This is a genomic window from Paenibacillus cineris, from assembly GCF_018333335.1.
Classification (GTDB): domain Bacteria; phylum Bacillota; class Bacilli; order Paenibacillales; family Paenibacillaceae; genus Paenibacillus_AQ; species Paenibacillus_AQ favisporus.
Map to the genome: position 1 here is coordinate 3,752,004 of NZ_BORU01000001.1, position 23,715 is coordinate 3,775,718.

The 23,715-nt window shown below is 54.0% G+C and carries 19 protein-coding genes and 1 tRNA gene; 1 reads left to right on the forward strand and 19 read right to left on the reverse strand.

The window, feature by feature from the left end:
* Positions 1–115: 115 nt before the first annotated feature.
* The 10 genes from KI379_RS17385 to KI379_RS17430 all read right to left on the reverse strand — a co-directional run bounded on the left by KI379_RS17385 (position 116) and on the right by KI379_RS17430 (position 11,862).
* A complete protein-coding gene (locus tag KI379_RS17385) occupies positions 116–973 on the reverse strand; it encodes an SAM-dependent methyltransferase (protein WP_244879323.1) in 858 nt (285 codons plus the stop codon).
* 226 nt (positions 974–1,199) lie between these two features.
* Positions 1,200–1,850, reverse strand: a complete 651-nt coding sequence (gene bshB2, locus KI379_RS17390; protein ID WP_212984323.1) for a bacillithiol biosynthesis deacetylase BshB2 — start codon at positions 1,848–1,850, stop codon at positions 1,200–1,202.
* A 20-nt stretch (positions 1,851–1,870) separates the two neighbouring features.
* Complete coding sequence (locus tag KI379_RS17395) at positions 1,871–2,215, reverse strand: YojF family protein (protein ID WP_076170972.1); 345 nt, start codon at positions 2,213–2,215, stop codon at positions 1,871–1,873.
* A gap of 200 nt (positions 2,216–2,415) precedes the next feature.
* Positions 2,416–3,636, reverse strand: coding sequence for an MFS transporter (locus KI379_RS17400; RefSeq protein ID WP_089547994.1), 1,221 nt, complete (start codon positions 3,634–3,636; stop codon positions 2,416–2,418).
* A gap of 93 nt (positions 3,637–3,729) precedes the next feature.
* The gene (locus KI379_RS17405; protein WP_076170968.1) at positions 3,730–4,134 is read right to left on the reverse strand and encodes a MarR family winged helix-turn-helix transcriptional regulator; all 405 of its coding nucleotides are present in this window, start codon (positions 4,132–4,134) and stop codon (positions 3,730–3,732) included.
* A 276-nt stretch (positions 4,135–4,410) separates the two neighbouring features.
* On the reverse strand, positions 4,411–6,876 hold the full coding sequence (gyrA, locus tag KI379_RS17410; RefSeq protein WP_076170966.1) for a DNA gyrase subunit A: 2,466 nt from the start codon (positions 6,874–6,876) through the stop codon (positions 4,411–4,413).
* An 11-nt stretch (positions 6,877–6,887) separates the two neighbouring features.
* A complete protein-coding gene (gene parE / locus KI379_RS17415) occupies positions 6,888–8,870 on the reverse strand; it encodes a DNA topoisomerase IV subunit B (RefSeq protein WP_076170964.1) in 1,983 nt (660 codons plus the stop codon).
* A gap of 81 nt (positions 8,871–8,951) precedes the next feature.
* The gene (locus KI379_RS17420; RefSeq protein WP_076170962.1) at positions 8,952–9,941 is read right to left on the reverse strand and encodes an ABC transporter permease; all 990 of its coding nucleotides are present in this window, start codon (positions 9,939–9,941) and stop codon (positions 8,952–8,954) included.
* The gene (locus KI379_RS17425) at positions 9,934–10,917 is read right to left on the reverse strand and encodes an ABC transporter ATP-binding protein (protein ID WP_076170960.1); all 984 of its coding nucleotides are present in this window, start codon (positions 10,915–10,917) and stop codon (positions 9,934–9,936) included. The genes KI379_RS17420 and KI379_RS17425 overlap by 8 nt, the downstream gene beginning before the upstream one ends.
* A 33-nt stretch (positions 10,918–10,950) precedes the next feature.
* A complete protein-coding gene (locus KI379_RS17430) occupies positions 10,951–11,862 on the reverse strand; it encodes a GDSL-type esterase/lipase family protein (protein WP_306433677.1) in 912 nt (303 codons plus the stop codon).
* A 129-nt stretch (positions 11,863–11,991) separates the two neighbouring features.
* On the opposite strand from KI379_RS17430, the gene KI379_RS17435 reads away from it, so the two are divergent.
* A tRNA-Lys gene (locus KI379_RS17435) sits at positions 11,992–12,064 on the forward strand.
* 189 nt (positions 12,065–12,253) lie between these two features.
* Here the strand turns inward: KI379_RS17435 and KI379_RS17440 are convergent.
* The 9 genes from KI379_RS17440 to purT all read right to left on the reverse strand — a co-directional run bounded on the left by KI379_RS17440 (position 12,254) and on the right by purT (position 23,505).
* Positions 12,254–13,003 carry a CAP domain-containing protein gene (locus KI379_RS17440; protein ID WP_076170958.1) on the reverse strand — a complete coding sequence of 250 codons (750 nt, stop codon included), beginning with the start codon at positions 13,001–13,003 and terminating at the stop codon, positions 12,254–12,256.
* A 257-nt stretch (positions 13,004–13,260) separates the two neighbouring features.
* The gene (gene mglC / locus KI379_RS17445) at positions 13,261–14,289 is read right to left on the reverse strand and encodes a galactose/methyl galactoside ABC transporter permease MglC (RefSeq protein ID WP_212984324.1); all 1,029 of its coding nucleotides are present in this window, start codon (positions 14,287–14,289) and stop codon (positions 13,261–13,263) included.
* Positions 14,290–14,312: 23 nt separating this feature from the next.
* Positions 14,313–15,824: a sugar ABC transporter ATP-binding protein gene (locus KI379_RS17450; RefSeq protein ID WP_212984325.1), complete on the reverse strand. Its 1,512-nt coding sequence runs from the start codon at positions 15,822–15,824 to the stop codon at positions 14,313–14,315.
* A 95-nt stretch (positions 15,825–15,919) separates the two neighbouring features.
* Entirely contained in the window at positions 15,920–16,969 is a 1,050-nt protein-coding gene (locus tag KI379_RS17455) for a galactose ABC transporter substrate-binding protein (protein ID WP_076170952.1), read from the reverse strand.
* A gap of 199 nt (positions 16,970–17,168) precedes the next feature.
* Complete coding sequence (locus tag KI379_RS17460) at positions 17,169–18,149, reverse strand: substrate-binding domain-containing protein (protein WP_212984326.1); 981 nt, start codon at positions 18,147–18,149, stop codon at positions 17,169–17,171.
* On the reverse strand, positions 18,146–19,900 hold the full coding sequence (locus tag KI379_RS17465) for a sensor histidine kinase (RefSeq protein WP_212984778.1): 1,755 nt from the start codon (positions 19,898–19,900) through the stop codon (positions 18,146–18,148). Before KI379_RS17465 ends, KI379_RS17460 begins: the two co-directional genes overlap by 4 nt.
* A 44-nt stretch (positions 19,901–19,944) precedes the next feature.
* Positions 19,945–21,615, reverse strand: coding sequence for a response regulator (locus KI379_RS17470; RefSeq protein ID WP_306433678.1), 1,671 nt, complete (start codon positions 21,613–21,615; stop codon positions 19,945–19,947).
* A gap of 248 nt (positions 21,616–21,863) precedes the next feature.
* Positions 21,864–22,325: a GNAT family N-acetyltransferase gene (locus KI379_RS17475; RefSeq protein ID WP_234489346.1), complete on the reverse strand. Its 462-nt coding sequence runs from the start codon at positions 22,323–22,325 to the stop codon at positions 21,864–21,866.
* On the reverse strand, positions 22,315–23,505 hold the full coding sequence (gene purT, locus KI379_RS17480; protein ID WP_145137334.1) for a formate-dependent phosphoribosylglycinamide formyltransferase: 1,191 nt from the start codon (positions 23,503–23,505) through the stop codon (positions 22,315–22,317). The genes KI379_RS17475 and purT overlap by 11 nt, the downstream gene beginning before the upstream one ends.
* Positions 23,506–23,715 lie beyond the last annotated feature (210 nt).

Genomic DNA, 23,715 nt, shown 5'->3' on the forward strand with positions numbered 1-23,715 from the left:
TTTTTATGATTTAATAAGAATAAGTTCTGCGGAACTGACAAAAGACGGTTACGATCCAACTTCGGCATTATGCCGGCATCCAACGAGCGTTCTCGTTCCGCCATTCTTTTTCCCGTCAGCTTCTTGTCAGCACCAGCATTGAGGCAGCCCCCCGTTGGAATTCGTAGTCCGATGGCCGTTCCTCGGCCGACCATCCGTTACCGGCGGCAAACGACAGCAGCTTCTGCATGTCCTTGTACCTGCGGCTGCTCTGGTCCACCAGCGGAAAAATCCGAATTTCGTCCTTCGTCACCCGCATCAGCTCAGCGACCGTCTGCTCATGAAACGCGTAATCCAGCTTGTCGCTGTACATAAACAAAAAATGCGCAGACAGCGTGATATCAAACTGCCGGTCTGCAAACGGCAGCACCGGCAAAACGGCGGCAACATATCGATCAGGATGCTGCTTCATATCCTTGACCGTGGCGGTCAAGGCCTTTGTACGCTCGCTGCGGAGCCCCTCGGGACCGCCGAATTCGTCCCACCGGTACTGATCGCCCAGGCTCTCCACATGCTGCACCGCATGCCCGATATCGAGCCTTCCCTTCGCCTCAAGTGCCGCAGGGTCAAACTGATAGGCTATATCCGCAGCAACGGCTTCAATGCCGATCTGCCTCGCCTTGGCCGTAAACGAGCATGCCCCGCCGGGGCAATCCAGGACGGTTCGTCCCTTCAAGTCCCCGGGCTTTAAATGAAACATCCGCAAATATTCGTCATAGGTTCTTCCAATGAAGACGATCCGCTCCAGCCGGATGTCCCCTGTATCTCCCTCGGAAAGGCTAAACTGATCACGGCTTGGCTCCTCATCGGCCAGCCCTCTGTTTAACGGCTCAGCCACGGCCGCCGCTTCTCCGGGACCCTCTTCTCTGGTACCGACTTCTCCGGTACGATCTCCGCTCGCAAACTCTGCTCTTCTTAACTCTTCTCGGCTCATCTCCAGGGCCACACACCTTTCTGCTCACATGTTAAATCCCAAACAGGATTTCACAAATTGTATCCGCCGGAGCCCCATGTTGTCAATATCCTCCATTGGGGCCAAGACGCGTTTGATGTGCTTTCGCAACAAGAGCCGGCCTACGGTTTCGATAGTGCTGCACAAAAAAAGACGGGCGCTGCAATGATGGCAGCAGCCCGTCCGGCTTGTCTTGAATTCCATGCTATTATTCAAAATGATAAGTCCAGAACCGCTCTTGGCTGAAGCGCTCCAGCACGGCTTTATCCAGCTCCGACTGTCCGCTCGTCTCCCAGCGGAACTGCGACTGATGGGCACGGATCGAGGCAAACTTCTGCGGTAAATAATCGCGCACATCCACAAGGACATCCGGTTTGCCAAGGATCTTCTCGCACCCGTTGGAGAACGCCAGGCAGTGCACTTTCGGCCGCTCCTTCTTCGGCATGGCCGTCACGGTCCGGATAACCGCGGCTCCGGTCGCGTCATGGTCCGGATGAACGGCGTAACCCGGGTAGAACGTGATAATCAGCGACGGCTTCACTTCGTCAATCAGCGCGCGCAGGCGGCTGGTGAGCATCTCCTGATCCTCAAACTCCACCGTCTTGTCATGCAGACCCATGAGGCGAAGATCCTGGATGCCGATCGCCCGGCAGGACTCCTCCAGCTCCTTCCGGCGCAGCTCGGGAAGCGTCACGCGGTTTGCCAAGATGGGATTACCCATGTTGCGGGCCATTTCCCCCAGGGTTAAACAGGCATAAGTCACCTGGGTTCCGGACTGGATATGCTTAGCCAGCGTCCCCGACGTGCCGAACGACTCATCATCGGGGTGGGGAAACACCACAAGGATATGTTTTTCCATATGTCTAACCTTCTCTCTCGTTAAAATGGTTGGCGGCTCAGCTGAAGCGCCACGACGAGCTTGCCGTCGCTGTCATGTCCGGCCATGATCAGCCGATCCGTTTCCGTTTCTTCAAAATGGGTCAAGCCTTGGGAATAAACCCAGCCCTGCTCCATCTTGAGGCCGACCCGGTAAGGGCCAAAGCCGGCGATGGAGCCTTGCGAATATCGGACGACGCCGTTATGGATAAACGTCGATGCGGTAAATTTGGATGAATCGTTGTGTGAAGCGTAAGCACCCGTTGTCATTTCAAGGTGTATATAAAGGTCCTGGTTTTTCAGTGAATCTAGCATCTCCTGGACCATGCCGGGATTGATCAGCTGCATATTCCTTCCCCCATTCTGATAGCGTCTAACTGCAACATTATTTATTATAATTCAAAACAACGGGAAATCACAATCAAACCCGTAGATTTAGTCATCTTGGGCGGAAGAACGGGCGTGGCAAAGTCCAAAAATATGCATGACGAAAAAGGAAAGAAGCTGCCCATGACAGCTTCTTCAACAGATGACATATTTATTGCCGTTTAATCGGCCAGTTCCCTGCCTTTGGTTTCCTTACCGAGAAGCAGCACTCCGATTGCACCAATCAGCACAATGACAAAAAACATGCCGAAAATGGTATCGATGCTGATGCCCTTGCCAACCATGACGCCTACGAGCAGCGGGGCAATTACGCCGCCGACCCGGCCAACCGAGGTGGCCAGCCCCACGCCGGTGGACCGCACCCGAGTCGGGTACAGCTCCGGCGTATAGGCATACATGCCCCCCCAGGCACCGAGGTTGAAGAAGGACAAGCAGATGCCCGCGGCAATCAGCATGCCTTCGGTGTCCGCATAACCGAACCACAGCGCACTCAGCGCCGTCAGCGTCAAATAAGTAACCATGACGAACTTGCGTCCGAACTTCTCGATGAAGTAAGCCGCGGTAAAATAGCCGGGCAGCTGGGCGATCGTCATGATCAGCACGTATTCAAAACTTTTGACCAAACTGAAGCCTTTGAGAACCATGACCGACGGCAGCCACAAAAACATGCCGTAATAGGAAAACACGACGGTAAACCACAGAATCCAAAGCATCAGCGTAGAGCGGCTATGCTCTTTAGCCCAAATCGACTTGAATTTGGTCCCGAAGGACAGCTTGGAGACGCTTGCCTGCTGTTCCTTGAAACGCGGCGCATCTTCGATGGATTTGCGTAAATATATGGCATATAGCGCAGGTAAGGCCCCGATGACAAACGCAATCTGCCATCCGTACTTCGGAATGACGAAGTAAGACACCAGCGCAGCGACCAGCCATCCTCCCGCCCAGAAGCTCTCCAGCAGGACAACGGCTCTGCCGCGGTCACGTGCCGGCATCGACTCCGAGACGAGCGTTGAAGCCACCGGCAGCTCGCCGCCAAGACCGATACCGGTAATAAACCGCAGCAGGCACAGCACGGCAAAGCTTGCAGCCAACGCGGACAAGCCGCTCGCCACCGAAAAAATGAGCAGGGTCCACAGCAGGATCGTCTTGCGTCCGAACCGGTCGGCCATATAACCGGCAGCAGCCGCTCCGATGACCATGCCGACGGAGTTCATGCTGGTCAGGACCCCGACCTGCTGCGGTGACAGCTTCCATTCGGCTGTTAATGCCGTTACGATAAACGATATGATGCCGACATCCATAGCGTCGAACAACCAGCTGAAGCCGGCGCTAAAGAGCAGCTTTCTTTGCTTGGGGTGGCGCAAAAGCTCTAACTTACTCATCCATGATGACTCCTCTTGAAGAAATAATAGGGGTACAAGCATCGTTATCCATACGATGCCCTAAACGGCGCCTTCCAACACGCCCGGCGCGGTTTAGGCCGTGATTTTGCCCAATAGATACACCAGCAGCTGCTGGTTGTGAAGCGAGATTCGGCTCAGCACGCCGGACAGGAACGCATCGCGGATCTGCAGACCGCGGAGCACTTCGTTCTTGCCCTTTTCCGAAATGGACACCCACACGATCCGCCGATCGTTCAAATCCCGCTCGCGCTGGATCAGCCCGTTCTTCTCCATGCGGTCCAGCAGCATGGTGACCGCGGCAGGGCTTGTCGCCAGCAGCGGGGTCAAATCCGAAGGCTTCATCCGTTCCTGATCGCTCAGCACTTCAAGTACAGTTAGCTGAGACTCTGTCAGGGCCGGAGCGAGCTCGTTTTCCATATGTAATTTGTAATCTTTGCTTAGTTTAGACCACATTTTCGCAAATTCGGAAGTCTGCACTGTATATCCTTCCTTTCGCTCAGTATCTTGTAATCGTCATGATTTACATGATTAAGTTTCGCGCAATTTAAAGCAATTCCTTCTTCACCATGAAAAATTTCTTTGCTTGGTTCGTGAAAACTGTGTAAATTTACAGGAAAAACATCCCCTAAAACGCGGCTCCGATGGCCTTCCCGTGCCCATTTAGAACCTTTTCGGGGAGCCTCGAAATTTTTAAAAATTTTCGGTTAAAAACAAAGGGCATCCCGCAGCCCGGGATGCCCTTTGAGCAATAATTTATGATTTGGACTCCGTCCGGCTCGGCTCAGAGCCGGTCACGAGCAAATCGACAATCTCGTCTTTCTTCTCCACATGCACGAGCAGCTTGCCGATCGATTTCCGCTCGGCGAGCGGCGCCTGCTCCGAATTGAAGCTGAAGCTTTGGCCGGCTTGGGTCATGGCCGTGATCTCAAGCGGCTCGCGGCAATAAAAAGCTCCCGCGATGCGGGATCCGTTCGGCTTCACCCGCTTGCCTTCCTTGAACTCGAACGTAGCCAGTCCCTTGCCGCCGCGGCTCTGCGGCAGATAGTCCGCCAGCAGCGTCCGTTTGCCGTAGCCCAGATCCGTCAGGGTGAGGATTTCGCCCTCGTCCTCTTCTACCCACAGGGCGGATACGACCTCATCGCCTTCCTTGAGCTGAATTCCGCGCACCCCGGCGGATACGCGGCCCATCGCATTAACCTCCTGCTCCTTGAAGCGGATGCTCATGCCGTCCCTGCTGACCAGCAAAATGTCTTTGTCGTTATTGCTCATCGTTACCGTCAGAACCGCATCGTCGCTGCCGACCTTGCAAGCGGCAACCGCGCTGGAGCGGTTTGTCATGTATTCTTTCAGCTCCGTCCGCTTCACTTGGCCCTTGCGAGTCACAAAGACGAGCGATTTATCCGGCTGATCAAAATTGTTGACAGGGATGGCCCCGACAATCTCGTCTTCCTTCGCCAGGTTAATGACGTTGACGATCGCGGTTCCCGGGTCCTTCCACTTGAACTCCGGCACCTGATGCACCGGCAGCAGGAAGAACTGGCCTCGCTGCGTAAAGATCAGCAGATTATCCAGCGTGTTGACCTCCAGCACCCTGTTGACATAATCGCCCTCCTTCACCCCGGAGCTGTCCAGCTCCCCGCCGGAACGCGTAAACGACAGCATGCTCGTCCGCTTGATGTATCCATCGTTGGACAGAGTTACGAGCACATCCTCCGAGCTGACCATGACTTCCAGGTTGACCTTGATTTCTTCAACCTCGCCCTGGATCGAAGAGCGCCGGTCCACGCCGTACTTATCGCGGATTTCGAGCAACTCCTTGCGGATCAGCGCGATCAGCTTCTTGTCGCTCTCCAGAATCGCCTGGTACTGGGCGATCTTCTTATGCAGCTCGTCCAGCTCCTTCTGCAGCGTCGTGATCTCCAGGTTGGTCAGACGGTACAGCTGCAGGGTCAGAATCGCATCGGCCTGACGCTCCGTAAACCCGAACATCCACTGCAGGTTGTTCTGCGCATCCTGACGGTTGCTGGAAGCCTTGATCGCCGCGATGACTTCGTCCAGAATGTTCAGTGCCTTGACAAGCCCTTCGAGCACATGGGCTCTGGCCTCCGCCTTCTCGAGGTCAAACTGCGTCCGGTACGTCACGACCTCGCGCTGATGCTCGATGTAGGCCTGCAGCATCGCTTTCAGTCCAAGCTGCTGCGGCGCCTTGTTGACGATGGAAACCATGTTAAAGTTGTACGTCACCTGCAAATCGGTCTTCTTAAGCAGGTACGCCAGAATGCCCTGGGCATCCGCTTCCTTCTTGATTTCGACAACGATGCGCAATCCTTCGCGGCCGCTTTCGTCACGAACCTCCGAAATTCCCTCGATTTTTTTCTCGAGTCGAATATTCTCCATTTGTGTCACCAGCCGCGATTTGACGACCTGGTACGGAATTTCGGTAATGACGATTTGCTGCTTGCCGCCGCGCAAAAACTCAATGTCCGCTTTAGACCGGAGATAAATCCGCCCCTTGCCCGTCTGGTACGCTTCCTTGATTCCGTCTCCGCCCATGATCAGGCCGCCCGTCGGAAAGTCTGGACCTTTGATAAAGGTCATAATCTCGTCCAGTTCGATTTCCGGCTTCTGCATGACGGCGATGCATGCGTCGATCACCTCGCGCAGGTTGTGCGGCGGAATTTCGGTTGCAAAACCGGCGGAAATGCCGCTGACCCCGTTGACCAGCAGATTCGGATATCTGGAAGGAAGAACAACTGGCTCCTTGGCGGTATTATCAAAGTTGTCCTTAAACTGTACGGTGCGCTTCTCAATATCCCGCAGCAGCTCCATGGCGATCGGCGACAGGCGGGCTTCCGTGTACCGCATCGCTGCGGCCGGGTCATCGTCAATCGAACCCCAGTTGCCGTGACCGTCCACCAGCACATGCCCCATCTTCCAAGGCTGGGCCATCCTTACCATGCCGTCATAGATGGACGCATCCCCGTGGGGATGATAGTTGCCCATGACGTCCCCGACGGTTTTGGCGGATTTGCGGTAAGGTTTATCCGGTGTGTTGCCCGAATCGTACATTGCATACAGAATCCGGCGCTGAACAGGCTTCAGGCCGTCCCGCACGTCGGGAATGGCCCGGTCCTGAATAATATATTTGGAGTACCGGCCAAAGCGGTCGCCGACGACCTCCTCCAGAAAGGCCGGCAAAAATTGTTCCGATAAGCTCATCCATTCACCTTCTATTCCTCGAACTCTCTAAAGTCCACGTTTTCCACGATCCAGCGCTTGCGCGGATCAATCTTGTCGCCCATCAGCGTGGAGACGCGCCGTTCGGCCTTGGCGGCATCCTCGATCTGCACCTGCAGCAGCGTTCTGGTATCCGGGTTCATCGTCGTTTCCCACAGCTGTTCGGGGTTCATTTCGCCGAGTCCCTTGTAGCGTTGAAGCTCGTAGTTTTTACCGAACTCTTTCAGATAGTTTTGCAGCTGCTCGTCGTTATATGCATAACGGATCGTCTCCAGCTTGCCGGATTTCCGCGTGATTTTGTACAGCGGAGGCTGAGCGATATACACTCTTCCGGCATCGATCAGCGGCTTCATGTAACGGTAGAAAAAGGTCAGCAGCAGCACTTGAATGTGCGCTCCGTCCGTGTCTGCGTCGGTCATAATAATAATTTTGGAGTAATTGCTGTCTTCGATTTCAAACTCGTTGCCGATGCCGGCCCCGATGGCGGAAATGATCATCCGGTATTCTTCGTTTTTCATAATGTCGGCGAGCTTCGCCTTCTCCGGATTCATCGGCTTCCCCTTCAGCGGAAGGATGGCCTGAATTTTGGAATCCCGGCCCTGCTTGGCCGATCCGCCCGCAGAGTTCCCTTCCACGACAAACAGCTCCGTACGGGTAAAATCCTTCGACTGTGCCGGCGCCAGCTTGCCGCCCAGATTCGAGCTCTCGCTGCGCTTCTTGCCGCTGCGCATGTCGTCGCGCGCTTTCCGTGCGGCTTCCCTCGCTTTGGAGGCCTGGATCGCCTTTTTGATCAGCGTCTGCGCCACCTGCGGATTTTCCTCGAGGAAAATCTGCATTTTCTCCGAAACGACCGCATCGACGGTGCTCCGCGCGGAAGCGCTGCCGAGCTGGTCCTTGGTCTGACCCACGAATTCGACCTCGGCCATCTTAACGCTGATGACCGCCATCATGCCTTCGCGCAGATCGTTCCCCTCAAGGTTTTTGTCCTTTTCTTTCAGCAGGTGATTTTTGCGGGCATAATCGTTCATCACGCGCGTGTAGGCCGTTTTAAAGCCTGTTTCATGCGTACCGCCGCCGCGAGTCGGAATCGAGTTAACGAAAGAAGCGATCGTTTCGGTATATCCTGCGTTGTACTGCAGGGCCACCTCGACCTCGACGTCTTCCTTTTCCCCATAAAAGTGAATGACGTCATGCATGACGTCTTTGCCTTCGTTCAGAAATTCGACGAACTGGCTGGCGCCGCCTTCATAGAAAAACTCGTCCTGGCGGTCCGCACGCTCGTCCTTCAGGACGATCCGCAGCCCGGAGTTCAAGAACGCAATTTCCTGAAGCCGTTCGGCGAGGGTATCGTAAGTTACGTTGATACCGCCCTGAAACACACGCGCGTCAGGCTTAAACGTCACCTTGGTGCCGGTCTTGTTCGTATTGCCCAGCACTTCCAGGCCGGTCACCGGCTCGCCGACGTGCTCCTTGCCGTTCTTGTCCTGCCAATATTCAAAACGCATCCGGTGAATCTTGCCTTCCCGGTAAATTTCCACCTCAAGCCATTCCGACAGTGCGTTGGTCACCGAAGCGCCTACTCCGTGCAAACCGCCGGACTTCTTGTAACCCGATCCGCCAAATTTACCGCCGGCATGCAGGATGGTATATACTACCTGCGGCGTAGGGATACCCGTCTTGTGCATTCCTGTCGGTATCCCCCGTCCGTTGTCCAAAACGGTGATAGATCCGTCTTTGTGTACCGTAATATCAATTCTCGTGCAGTATTTGGCTAAATGCTCGTCTACAGCATTATCAACAATTTCCCATACCAGATGATGAAGTCCGGATGAGCTGGTGCTGCCAATATACATACCTGGCCGTTTGCGAACCGCAACCAGGCCTTCGAGCACTTGAATGTCGTCAGCATCGTATCCGGTTTGGCCGTTCGGGCCGCCCTTTGATGACTCTGCAAACATATCGATCTGCTCGACCATTCATGCTCCCCCTTTGTGTTTCTTTATGTAGGATGAATTTCATCCAAAATGCAAACAGATGTTTTGTTATCCTTGTCCATTTTAATTCAAGATATCCCTTTTCGTAAAGACAAGGAAAGAGATTGCAATCGCAGCAGCCCCCCAAACCGTCAGCACGATGAGGGAAAACGTCAAGCTCATGCCCTCGATCGGCGCCGGTGTGCCCGACAGGTAGTTGGTCAGCTGCAGGTTGACCATAAACAAATATTTGGCGCTGTTCCATGCGGACGCCATGTTCGTCAATATAGAGCCGGCAATGAGCGCCGCCATCATGACGACGATACTGGCGGCGGTACTGCGGACAAGCACGGACACCATAAATGCGAGCACCCCGACGACAAGGCTGACGAACCAGGCTAGACCCGCCTGCATCAGCAGGTATTCCCACTGCGGGACGGCATGAACGGCGGTCATATCCACTTCCGAGCCGCGGATAAGAAAGCCAGTGAACACCGGAATCGTAAAGCCTTTGTAGCCAAATACCGCGCCCGAAATCAAATAAGTGATGATGACCGTCGCCACGACGATTAACGAATTGTACATGACCAGCGCGATTAGTTTACTGAGCAGCACCTTCCACCTTTTGACCGGCCGGGTCAGCAGCATTTTGATCGTGCCCGATGTCCTCTCGCCCGATACGATATCCGAGGCGATCGCCATTACCAACAGAGGAATGAACAAGGAAATGGAGTTGTCCAAAAACTCGCGGGTAAAGGTGACGCCGTTCGGCTCGTTCGGGTTCACGTCATGGTCCAGGTAATACTGCAGCTGCTGGATAAAAATTTTCCGGAACTTTTTCCATTCATCCGGAACGCGGTCGCTGCTGAGTGAATTTTCATTATCGGTGATCTGCTGCTGAACTTCAAGCCGCCAATCGCCGTGAAACTTCTCGCGCGTCCGTTCGGCCGAGCGCATCTGGGCATAGGTGAACATGGGCACCAGGACGACCAGGATGAGCAATACGACATAAAACCGTTTCTTTTTGATAATTTTGATCGTTTCGTTTTTGACCAGCGGAAGCAGGTTAATCAATGCTCTCACCTTCCGTCATTTTGAGGAACAGCTGTTCCAGAGTCGGATTAATTTTATGCACGCCATTGACTTCAATCCCTGCTGAAACGAGCTGTCTGACGATGGAGGCGACAAGCTGTTCGTCCATCCGGGTCACGATCGCTTCCTGCCCCATACCGGCGATGATGGCGTCATCGAGCACCTCTTCGGCGTCCGAAATCACCTCTACGCCTGCCTGCCGGCTGAGTAAGGACCTGCCTTCTCCCACGGAAGAGAGATCCCATATGACATATTGGGCATTTTCCGATACCAGCTCTTCAACAGGACCCACGGCCAGTACGCGACCCTTGCTGATGATGGCTACCCGGTCGCACAGCAGCTGAATTTCGCTCAGCAGGTGGCTGGACACAAATACGGCGAGCCCTTCATCGGCCAGCTGACGGATAAACTGTCTCAGCTCCTTGATTCCTTTCGGATCGAGCCCGTTGGTCGGCTCATCCAGGATCAGCAGCTTGGGCCGTCCCAGAAGGGCTTGGGCGATTCCAAGCCGCTGCCTCATCCCGAGCGAATACGTGCTGACCTTGTCATGAATGCGCTGGTCGAGCCTGACGATGTCAACCACTTCCTGGATACGCTGACGGTCTATACCGCGCTGCATCCGGGCAAAATGCTCAAGGTTCTCCCATCCTGTCAAATAAGTATACGCCTCCGGGTTTTCGACGATCGAGCCTACAAACCGGAGCGCCTGCTCCTGATTCTTGTTCACGTCGTATCCGCACACCCGGATGGTACCGCTGGTCGGCTTGATCAAATCCACCAGCATGCGGATGGTCGTCGTTTTGCCAGCCCCGTTCGGGCCCAGAAAGCCGAACACTTCGCCCTCCCGGACGTCGAAGGTGACATCGTGAATGATCCACTTCCGTCCGATCTTCTTCTTCACATGCTCCACCGACAGAACGACGTCATCCTGCGATTTCAAGATGCTTCCTTCAGACATATGCGCGCCTGACGCCCCTTTCCCGCTTCTTTCTCACAACATTCCCTGTACAATTCGCTCTGCAATCCGCTCATATCCTTGATCGTTCGGATGGAAATGATCCGTCGACAAATACTTGTTCAAACTGTGCTGAAACAGGTCGAACGTCGGAACAAACGTCATGTTGTCATATTTATTGATGACCGTGAGTGCGGCACTGTTCCACTCCGAAACGGCCTGATTACCGGCCACTTTAAGATCCTTCACGTCTACAAACGGATTATAGAGCCCGACGTAAATGATGAGCGCATCCGGGTTGATCTTCCGGATTTGCTCCAAAATTTGCTGCAGCTGTTTCTTCGCCTGGGGCAGCGCTTCCAGCAGCTCATCAGGGTCCAGATCCGCAGCCTCTCCGTCGTTGCCCGCGGTACCGGTCTGGCTGCCTGACAGCAGATCCGCCCCCTGGAACAAATCATTGCCCCCGATGGACAACAGAATGATGTCCGCCTCGCCAAGCACGTACCGGGTCCCTTGTTCCTTTAACTTCGGAAGCAATCCGGATGTGGTCAGCCCGTTAATGCCAAGATTGTTCAGCAGGGTCACCTTCTTGCCCGTAGCCTCCGCAAGCTTGGTCACACTTCGCCGCGCGAAGCCGCTCCCGGTGCTGTCGCCGGTTCCTTTGGCCAGGGAATCTCCAATGACCGCAGCCTTCAGCTCTTTTTTCTGTTCAATATTGCCCGGTGCCGTTCCTTCAGGTTTGGCGGAAGGAGCCGACAGGTTTAACTTGCTGCCTTGGGGATGGTTGATATCCTGTACCGCGTATGCGAAGCCGGCGATGAGGAGGAGCGTTGCCGCGATGGACTGAATGCCGATAATCCGCCAAATCCACTTCGATGAACTCAAGACATAATCCCTCCACAGATCAATCTGAACGGTCGTTTCCGTAAACGTTATGTACATAAACATAAAACTTCTCCCGGCAATTTGCAAATCATGCCATATTCCCGGTTTTAACGCCAGCCTTTTTTGTCGATTTTGTGAACATAGTGGATATCGGGGAGAAACGGAGTTATAATATTCCCTGTTAGACGACGCGGGTTATTAGCTTAGCTGGTAGAGCAGCCGACTCTTAATCGGCAGGTCGCAGGTTCGACCCCTGCATAACCCATCAAAGCAGAATTCGTATGCTGAAGCATGCGGGTTCTGCTTTTTTCAATTCGTATGCAATCATCTGACTCACCGCCCAGACCCGGTTTTCCATATTCCCGAAGGATTGACCGAACTTTTCTTAAAATAAAAGGGTACCCCTGCCGAACGGCCATGGGGCACCCCTTTTGTTTAGATGATATATGAATGATTAGTTCGCAATAAACTCTTGAACCCAGACCCCATTATAGTAGGCCACGCCGATCGTGGTGTAATGGCTGTTCAAAATGTTCGCGCGGTGGCCTTCGCTGTTCATCCACGCATTCATGACGTCAGCCGGATCCTTTTGGCCTTTGGCGATGTTCTCGCCAGCATAGCTGTAAGAGATGCCGTACTTCTTCATCATGTCAAACGGAGATCCGTACGTTGGAGAATTGTGGTCAAAGTAATTATTGCTGTACATGTCTTTCGCTTTGTCCATCGCCATACCGGACAGCTTCGTATTTTCCTTCAGCGCACCAAGGCCGGCTTTCGCACGTTCCTGGTTAACCAGCTTGATCACTTGAGCGGCATAGCCTGACTTGTCCGCCGTGTTGCTTCCGCTGTTGTTGGACGGAGTCGAAGGCGTCGTAGTCGTTGGCGTCGACGGCTTGCTCGTCTGTGGAGCCGAAGGCTTGCTTGTTTGCGGCGTGGAAGGTTTGGTCGTCGTAGGCTTGTCCGTTCCCGTTGTCGGTACGTTTACTTGCCCATTGGAAGGCAGCTCGTACACGAAGTTCCAATTCAAAGAACCGCCGTTATTTTGCAGCAGCTGCTCCAGGTAAGCCTGCAGGCTGCCGAGATCTTGTTTTTGAGGAGCGGAGGTGGCAGAAGCGGCTGATGCAGATCCGGACCCGATCAGTCCTGCAGCCAGTACGGCAGCGAAAGCTCCTCCGGCGATGGTCTTCATCATTCTGTTTTTCATCTTGCAAACATCTCCTTTTCGCAGTGAATTATCGTAAGTTGATTTCGTTTACACAGGTTACAAAGTTGTAAACAATCTACCCTCACATTGTAACATGTTTGTTTCTTCTGGCTACGCCTCAAATATTGGTAAACCTTCTTACATCAACCATCCGTCCTTCTTTCAGCCGAACTACTCCAGCTCCAGCACAAATAAGCCGCAGCATGAAATGCCGCAGCTTGTTTGCATAACGAGAAGATCGATTCCTTTATGGCCTATTACTTTTTGGCAGCATACTTCCGCATGTCGAAAGCGACGGCCGCTACGATGATCAATCCCTTAATGATGAGCTGCCAGTAAGGGCTGATGCCGATAAAGGTCAAGCCATAGTTGATGATCGTGAAGATCAGCACGCCCACCATGACGCCGGGTACCGTGCCAATGCCGCCGGTGGTCGACACCCCGCCGACGACGCAGGCCGCAATGGCGTCCAGCTCGTACATATTCCCGTAGTTGTTCGTTGCGCCGCCGGTTCTGGAGGCTTCGAGCACTCCCGCCAGCCCGTAGAGGGCGCCTGCGATAGCATAGATATAAATCAGGTACTTGGCGACGTTGATGCCCGATACTTTAGCCGCCTGGATGTTGCCGCCGATTGCGTACATGTATTTTCCAAGCTTCGTTTTCGTGAAAATAACCCACACGATGAACGCCACGAAAATGGCGATCAGCACGATATAAGGCACGGAATACTGCCCTTCGCCGATATATCCTGTACCGATCGCAGTGAAATCTTTGCGCAGACCCCCGATTGGCTGGGAGTTATTCGGCTCCATATCAAAATACAGAGAGTTCAGGCCGTACACGGCAACCATCGTGCCAAGCGTTGCGATAAACGGCGGAACGTTCAGCTTCGAGACGACCAGCCCGTTAACCAATCCGCACAGCAGGCCGACGATAATGGCCAGGACAATGGGCAGCCATACTTGAAGATGCGGCAGATTCGGAAAAAAACGCGCAGCATAGTCCGAGCTCTGCAGCATCGATGCCGATATAACCGCGGTCAGGCCGACGATTCGGCCAGCCGACAAGTCGGTTCCGGCCGTGATCAAAATGAACGCAACGCCAAGCGCGATGATGGCGCGGGTCGATGACTGGATCAGAATGTCCCGCAGCGAGTTTACGGACAGAAAAGAAGGATTGTAGATCGTAATCCCGATGACCAGCAGCACCAGCACGATGTAAATCGCATACTGCGAGGCAAATCCCTGAAATCTCCTGCCTGTGTTGATTTTTTTGGTGTTCAGCATGTTAGTTCCTCCTTCGGCTTTCCCTAATGCTGGGCGGCCAGACGCATGATTTCTTCTTCCGTGGCGCTGCTTCCGTCCACGATGCCGGTCAGCCGTCCTTCGGACATCACCATGATCCGGTCCGACATACCGAGCAGCTCCGGCATTTCGGAGGAGATCATGATGATGCTTTTCCCCTGTTTCGCCAGGTCTTTGATGATCGTATAGATTTCAAACTTCGCTCCGACGTCGATCCCCCTTGTCGGCTCATCCAGCAGCAGAATTTCGGGTTCGGTCAAAAGCCATCTGGCCAGCAGCACCTTCTGCTGGTTACCGCCGGACAAGTTCATGATCAGCGCCCGGGTGGTCGGCGTTTTGGTGCGCAGCTTCTCCACCATTTGATCGGCTTCCTGCTTTTTGCGTTTGCCGTCCAGCAGGAACAACGCTTTGCGATATCTCCCCAAATTGGCGATTGCCGCGTTTTCGTGCACAGGCAGAACGGAGAAGATGCCGGTGACCCGCCGTTCTTCCGTCAGCAGCGCCATACCGAGCTTCTTCGCATCCTCCGGCGACTTGATCTTGACCGGCCTGCCGTTCAAGGAAATGGAGCCCGAGGCGATGTCCCTCAGCCCGAACAACGCTTCGATCAGCTCGGTGCGCTGGGCGCCGACCAATCCCCCGATGCCGAGAATTTCCCCTTTGCGCAGCTCAAAAGAAATGTCTTTAAACGATTTCGGAATGGGCGAAGTCACGCCATCAACCTTCAAAATCACTTCGCCAGGCACGTTTTCCTTCTCCGGAAACCGGTGTGTCAGGTCCCGTCCGACCATCTTCGCGATAATCATCTCTGTGGTCAGCTCGCTGGCTGGCCATGTGCCGATTTTGCTGCCGTCGCGCATAATCGTGACATCGTCGGAAATTTGCAAAATTTCCTCCATTTTGTGCGAGATGTAGATGATGGCCACCCCGCGTTTCTTCAGGTCGCGGATAATGCGGAATAAATGCTCGACTTCCACACCGGTCAAGGACGACGTCGGTTCGTCCATGATGATGACCCGCGCATGAAAGGATACTGCCTTGGCGATTTCGATGGACTGGATTTTGGAGACCGACAGCTTGCCGACCATCACGTCCGGATCAATATCAATGTCCAGCTGCTTGAACAGCTCCTTCGTGTCCCGGTACATTTTTTTATGGTCGATAAACCGGATGAATCCCGCGCCCTTTGTCGGAAAACGCCCCAGCCAAATATTTTCCATCACATTGCGAAAAGGCACCGGGTGCAGCTCCTGGTGAATCATCGAAATCCCCAGGTTCAGCGCATCCTTGGAATTGTTGATCTGGACCTTATTGCCGTCCAGCAGAATATCGCCCGCGTCCGGCGAATAAATGCCGTACAGGCATTTCATTAAAGTGGACTTGCCGGCACCGTTCTCCCCCATCAGGGCATGAACCGTACCGGGCCTTACCTGCAGCGTAACCCCGTCCAGCGCCTTAACGCCGGGAAACTCTTTGCTGATCCGGTTCATTTCCAGTAAAAATTCACGCTCAGCCATAACTTCCGCTCCCTGCCCTCATCCAGAGGAAAGGACGGACCGCGCTTCTCGTCCGCCCTTTCCGGGGATGGTTAGTTTAAGTCCAGCCTGTCGGCTTACTTCGCATCGTCGATGTTGTCTTTGGTAATTTTTTTGTAAGGAATCCACACGTATTGATTATCCGTAATGTCGAATCCGACGTTCTCCTTGGTCGGCGTTTCGCCCTTGGCCAGCAGCGTGGCCAGCGTCACGGAAGCTTTGCCCTGGTTGTTCGCATCGTTCAGCACTGTGCCGAGCAGCGTGCCGTCCTGCAGTGCTTGAAGTGCCGGCGCCGTAGCATCGACGCCGACAACCGGCATCGTTTTTCCTCCCGTGAAGTAGCCTGCCGCTTTCAGCGCCTCGATCGCGCCAAGCGCCATGTCGTCGTTGTTCGCGAGAACGGCTTCGATTTTATCGCCATGCGAGCCAAGGAAAGCGGCCATCTTCTCCTGCCCTTTCACACGATCCCACATCGCGGTGTCTTCCGCCAGCTTCTCGACCTTGATGCCTGCGTCTTCGATCGCCTGGATCGAGTACTTGGTGCGCAGCTCCGCATCCTGGTGTCCGGGTTCTCCTTTGAGCATGACGTACTGCAGGACACCGTCCTTGTTTTTATCCGCTTCCGGATGTGCCTTCCAATAGTCCGCGATCAGTTCCCCGGACATCGTGCCGGATTCTTCTGCCTTGGCGCCGACGTAATACACTTTGTCCCATTTCTTCATGTCTTCGGGCAGCGGTTCACGGTTCAGGAAGACAACCGGGATGCTGGCCGTTTTGGCTTTGTCGATAATGACGCCGGCCGCCGTGCGGTCCACCGGGTTGATCAGCAGCGCATCGGTCTTTTTGGTGATGAACAGATCGACCTTGTCGTTTTGGGTCGGCTGGGAGTTCTGGCTGTCCACAATATCCACCTTTGCCTTGCCTTCCGCATTGGTTTTGATGGCATTGCGTACACCCGTCATGAACGTATCGTCGAATTTATAAATGGCTACCCCGATGGACGGCTCCTTGCCGCTGTCCGCGCTGCCGCCCGAAGCCCCCGAGGATTTGTCGCCGGAGTTCGAGCAGCCGGCCATGACCGTACCCAGCAGCGCACCGGCTAGGATGACGGAAGTGATTTTTTTCATCGTTCACAGACCTCCTGATATTCTCTTTAACGTGCCTCTCGTATCTCTTGGATACGTTTACATTATGCTGTATCCGGGGGCGGATTCGAATATAAAATTCTCATGTGTTCTATGAAAATTCTCATGACGTGGGAAGAATGATGTGATGAACGCAAAAAAGTGCCGCTTAAGGAAGTGCGGCACTCGGTTCACCAATAGCTCAGCGGACAAACGGAAACAGCTGCTTCTGATTATCCGGCCAGAGCATATTGTCGAGATCGATAATTTTGGACTTGGTATCGATGCGCTCAGGGACGTCCAGGCCCTCCATCGCTTCAACTGCGTACTGCACAGCCAAATAACCGTTGTTAAACGGGTTCTGGATGACCGTCGCCTGCACGATCCCCTCCTGCAGCAGCTCCATCACTTTCGCCGGGCTGTCGAACGTGATCAGCTTCACGCGTCCGCCGGCCCCCAGCTTCTGCATCTCTTCTCCGGTGCCGATCGACGCCACTTCGTTAAGCGCCACAATCCCGTTTATGTCGGGATGCTCGTTCAGCATTTTGCGGGTGAGCTCACGCGCCAGCTGTTCATTGGACTGGCAGTATTCCACGGCCACGACCTGAACCCCGGGAAACCGGGCGATATAATCCATAAAGCCCTCCTCGCGCTCGTCGCCGTTTTTGGAGCCCTGCACAAAATTCATCACGCCGATGCGGCTGTTCGTTCCGGTCAGGGCGACCATCCGCTCCGCCGCCTTCTGGCCCGCTTCGTAGTTGTTCGTGCCCACGAACGTTTTGACCCGGGCCGATGCCACCTCGGAATCCATTGAGATGACCGGGATTTTGTAATAGGCCGCGCGGTCGGTCACCTGGGCCAGCTTCATGTAGTCGCTCGCAGACAGAATGATGGCATCCGCCTTGTTTTGGATGGACTGATCCATCAGCTGAATTTGCCCGCCGATATCGCTTTCGTTGTCAGGAGCTTTAAACGTCAGCTGAACGTTGAATTCTTTGGCCGCCACCTCGGCGCCCATTTTCACCGTGTTCCAGTAGTCGCCGTGATTCATCTTGACGATCATGTCGATGGTCCGCGGCTTGCCTGAGGTGCGGAGATTCGGAGGCGAGGAGGAACAAGAGCCCGTGAGGAGCAAGATGGCAAGCAGCAGCGCTGCTCGGACGATTCCTTGGCTTAAGCTCATGATATCCCCCTCTCCAGTTCCTCCGCACGGTCCGATACCGCCGGCAGCGTGATCGTAACACTTGTCCCTTCTTCCAGTTCGCTCGCAAAATGCAGACCGTAAGGCTTGCCGTAGCACAGCCGGATGCGCTCGTTCACGTTCTTCACGCCGACACCCGATCCGCTGCCGCTGCGGTGGTTACCGCTGAGAATCTGATCCATCACCTGCGGGGTCATGCCAAGCCCGTTGTCCTTGACGGTCAAGACGAGCTGCTCTCCCTGAACCGCCGCCGAGATGGAGATCCAGCCTTCGTCCGGCATTTTCTCGATTCCATGATAAATGGCGTTCTCTACGATCGGCTGCAGGATCAGCTTCAGCGTCCTGCAGGAGCGTGCGGCTTCATCACACTGAATCTCATAATTGAACTTATGCTTGTAGCGGATCTTCTGGATGATCAAATAATGGCGCACATGCTCCAGCTCTTCTTCCACGGTGATGATCGTGTTCCCTTTGCTCAGACTGATCCGGAAAAACTTGGAAAGCGAAGTGATCGTCGTCACGACCTCTTCCTTTTTGCCTTTTTCCGCCAGCCGGATCACCGAATTCAGCGTATTGTAGAGAAAATGGGGATTGATTTGCGACTGCAGCACATCCAGCTCGCTTTTCCGCTTCGCTTCCTGCTCGTGAATGATCTGGTCCATCAGCTGGCGGATGCGGTGCAGCATAAAATTAAACCGCTTGGACAGCTGCACCACTTCATAAGCGCCGCTGACGTAAATCGGCGTGCTGAAATCCCCCTGTCCGACGCTTTGGACCGACCGCTCCAGGCGGCGGAGCGGCTGGGATATTTTCGCCGAGATGAAGACAGCGAGGAGTACCACAGCCGTAATGACGACCACGAGAAACCAGAAAATAAACTGATTCAGGTCCTGCTTGGTCGTCACAATTTCGTCTGGAAAGGCGACCCCGACGATTTTCCAGCCGATGGGCTGTACCGTCCGGATCGTGATATACCGCGGCACGCCGGTCGATTTATCGATATAGCTGCCATAGGCATAGTCAAACACGGGTTCCAGATTTTCGTACTTCAAACCGGCATAGATCAGCTGCTGCTGCGGATGGTAGACGATGTTCCCCAGCTCGTCGATGATGTAAGCATAACCCTGCTTGCCAAGGCTCACTTTGCGGCTCAGCTCATCAATCGTCCGGAAGTTGACGTCAACGAGCAGAATTCCGCGCTTTACTTTTCCCTGGTCCCGATATTCGATCATGCGGCTTAACGATACGACCCACTTGTACTGGCCCTTGTATAAATTTTGGATGTGCGGCGGGGAAAAAGACAGCTTCTGCGGCACCTCCCGTGCCGATTCGTACCAGCTCTGTTCGGTCAGCTTGGTGTTCCGGCGCATTTCGGCATTCGGTATGTCCAGCACCAGCCGGCCTTCGGGCGTAAACAGCGCTACGGATACAAGGTCTTCCCGGGTATGAAGCAGTGTCGTCAGCTGCTCGCGGAGCACCCCGCTGCTGACGTCAGGCGTTTGATCAATCTGCTGCTCGACTACAGCATAAATGTCCTGCATCCCTTTGACATACAGCTCCAGGTGGTAATTGACCTGCTCGATAATTTGCTGAATATTGAGGTAGGCGTTCTCCTCCGCCGTCTTGGAAAATTTATTGTACAGCATAATGCTGACCAGGATGACGACGAGCACCGTCATACCGGCAAAGGTCGCGGTGATGATCGTTTGAATGCTCCGCAGCCGGAAGGACATGGGCAGCCGGGGAGCACGGGGCTTCAGGCGACGATGCGGAATCTTCAAGCCGATTCGCCTCCTCCGTGGCCGCTGCGATATTCTTTGGGCGTAATGCCGAACTTCTTGCGGAAGCAGAAGCTGAAGTAATTCGGATCCGCGAACCCAAGCGTTTCGGCGATTTCGAACGCTTTCAGCGGCGTCGACCGCAGCATCTCCTTGGCCGCTTCCATGCGTACATGCAGCAAGTAGGCTACGAAGGTCATCTTCATTTCCTTTTTAAAAATGCTGCTGAAATACCCGGTGCTGATATGCAAATGCCGGCATACTTTGTTAATGGAAATGTCGCTTTCCCGGTAATGCTCATGAATATACGCTTTGGCATCCTCAACAAGCTGGTTATATCCGGACTGCCTTCCCTGCGCGATCGTTATCATCAGCCGCGAGGATACCCGGTGTATCCACTCCCGCAGCTCCTGTAAATTGTTGTAATGGTACATGTCGGCGAACGGCAGCGATCCACGGCCAAACAGCTCTTCAAGCTCGATGCCGAACTCCTTCGCCACCCGGATGACGGCGGTCAACACGCCGATGATATACACCTGGCAGTCCTGCACGCTGACCTTGGACGACTCCAGGCCGTCAAACATCCGCCTTACCGTCTCCTCCAGCTCTTCCGCCGTGCCTACGCGGATGCTCCGGACGAGCTCCTGCTCCTTCAGGCTATCGAATACGAGTGGATCCGCCTTCCGCTGTTCCACATCATCGATCCAAATGACCCGGTTGTTGCCGAGAATAGGACGATAGTCCAGCGCCTGCGACGCTTCCGCGTAAGAATCGAACACGTCGCCCAGCGACCGGTATACAGAGCCGGCCCCTGCCGTCACCGTCAGCTTCAAATATTTGTTCACGTTCAGACGGATTTCCTCCAGCAGCTCCAGCGTCCGCTGCGCCGCCGCACTCTCATCCGCATCGGGCAGCACTGACAGGAGGACGCAGTCGTTATGGTGAATAAACGCCTTGAACCCTTGCCGCAATTGGCAAATCTCTGCCGCCACGTTGTACACGGCAAACAGCAGCAGGTACCGGTCCTCCGAGTATTTTAGCGACAACGCTGATGCCGGATCCTCCGCTTCCTCCCGGACATCCCGTTCTCTCTGCACTGGATCGGGACGAATGATCGAAGCCATAAAGGTTTGCCCGTCCAGGCTGATCCCGTAACTGGCTCCTTTCTCAATGTATTCCTCAGGCGTAAGCCTCCGGGTCACCAGTGAAGACAAAAAAAGCTCCCTGAGTACAGGTATGCTTTTCCGGTAATGCTCCATCAGCAGCTGGACGTTTTCCTTCTCAGCCCGCTCGGCATCCATATGCGTCTTCACCTTCAGCAGCACATCCACAAGCTCCCGGGAAGAAAACGGCTTGAGCACGTATTCGTCAATCTGCAGCTTAATCGCTTTTTGGGCATACTCAAACTCATCGTATCCGGTCAAAATAATGATTTTGGTGGACGGGGCATGCTCCCGGATCCACGCGGCCAGCTCCAAGCCGTTCATAAAGGGCATTTGGATGTCGGTCACGACGATGTCCGGCATCTCCTTTTCCATCCATTCCAGCGCTTCGCGTCCGTTTTCGGCTGTACCCGTCACCTGAAAGCCGTGAAGCTCCCAGCTGATTTCCTCGACCAGCCCATCCCGGACGTCTTCTTCGTCTTCCACCAGCAGCAGTTTATACATCATTCATCCCTCGGCTGTTCCAAATTTGTACTCACACTTGTCAGAACATGAACAATCGGCTCCTCCGGCCCCAAAACACATTGGTCTTGTCGAAAAATGTAACCGCTTTCGAAATATCACTCACGTATTGTATATCAATTCATATGTATTGTAAATATTGAACATGTTTGTAGAATACTTCGGTACTTAAGGATACAGGAAATAGAAAAAAGCCCTCCTCTGCAGGGGGGCCGGTATGTTGGAAATCGGTATTATTTCAGCTTTCTGATGAAGCGGTAGCCGACTTTATCAAAACCGATATGTTCATAGAAGGCATGGGCCGGGGCACGTTCCACACGGTTGCCGCTCGTCAAAAACAGAACCTGGCTGCCGTGGGCTCTTCCCCATTCTTCGCTGCTGCGGATCAGGCGCTTGCCGATCCCTTGGCCGCGGTGTTTCTCGGATACGATCAAAGCGGATACCTGAGTCGCCGTCTCGCCTGTGGCATAGGAGTGAACTTGATTCAACGCCACCATGCCGACAACTTCTCCGTCCAGCTCTGCTACCATTGTGCACAGTTTCGGATTGTCTTCCGAGGCTTCCATCCGTTCGCGCATAACGTTGATCGTCGTTGGATAGTTGAGCTCGCGCATTAACGCCGTTACAGACTCCAGATCGCAATTGCAATTTGATTTACGGATTTGCAAAGTAGGAGCCGACAAATTACTGTTCATGATCATATTCCTCCACTTTTAAAAGACTGGCGGCTTGCTTAGCCGTGTTCCGTGCTTTCTGAATATCCGGGTCAGTGCTTAACGCTACCGCCATCCTCCGGCCGATCTTCGTTTCAGGCTTGCCGAAAATCCGAACCTGTGTCCGGGGAAGGCTCAGTGCTTCCTCTACACCGCTGACGGCAAAATTCGTACTTGCATTCACCGCTTTCAAAGTTGCCGAAGCTCCCGGTGTCAGCAGTTCAACCGACGTAACCGGAAGTCCGAGAATCGCTCTGACATGCAGGGCGAACTCCGATAAATCCTGCGTCACCATGGTCACCATGCCGGTGTCATGCGGACGCGGGGATACTTCACTGAATATGATGCCTTGCTTGGTAACAAACAGTTCCACTCCGAAAATGCCATATCCCCCGAGCTCGTCTGTAATGGCTTTGGCAATGGATTCTGCCTCCCGCAGCTGCTCTTCACTAAGGACATGAGGCTGCCAGGATTCTACATAATCCCCGTCCTTTTGAATATGTCCAATCGGCGGGCAAAATGTGGTTCCGCTCACAGAGCGGACCGTCAAGAGCGTAATTTCGCTCTCAAACGTAACAAATGCTTCAACGATCACGCGGGTGCTCTTCGCTCGTCCGCCTTCCAGGGCTGCATTCCAGCATTCTTCCGCATCTTCTGGCGTGCGGCAAACGCTCTGCCCTTTACCGGATGAGCTCATGATCGGCTTAACCACGCAGGGCGTGCCAAGCACGGCTACCGCTTCTTGCAGCTCCTCCAGACTGTCGGCGAATCGATAATCCGCCGTGGGAAGTCCGAGATCTTCCGCAGCCAGGCGGCGAATCCCTTCACGGTCCATCGTCAGCCGGGCGGCGCGAGCCGTCGGAATGACGCGGTACCCTTCCTCTTCCAGCTCAAGGAGAGCCTGTGTAGCTATAGCTTCAATTTCCGGGACGATGATGTCCGGATGTTCCTGATGAATAATCCGCTTCAGCGATTCGGGATCGAGCATATCAATGACATGGCTTCGATGGGCCACCTGCATCGCAGGGGCGTGTTCATATCGGTCCACGGCAATGGTTTCTACGCCCAAACGCTGAGCCTCGAGAACTACTTCTTTTCCCAATTCACCGCTGCCTAGAAGCAGCAGTTTTGTAGCATGTGCAGAAAAAGGAGCACCCCACACCACTTCCCAATTCCCCCCTACTAATGTATACCACAAATGTATACCTCTCTATCATTTTCGGGGTTCCGAAGGAAGAATGCAAGAGTGCTCCGACATTTTCCTGCAAAATTCACAATCTCTCCTTATTTGAATGGCGATCATTGGAGAAGCTTGCTTGATTTTACAATTTTGGTTGTTTGTTAATTGGCTGTAAACGCACCGTTAACTTTC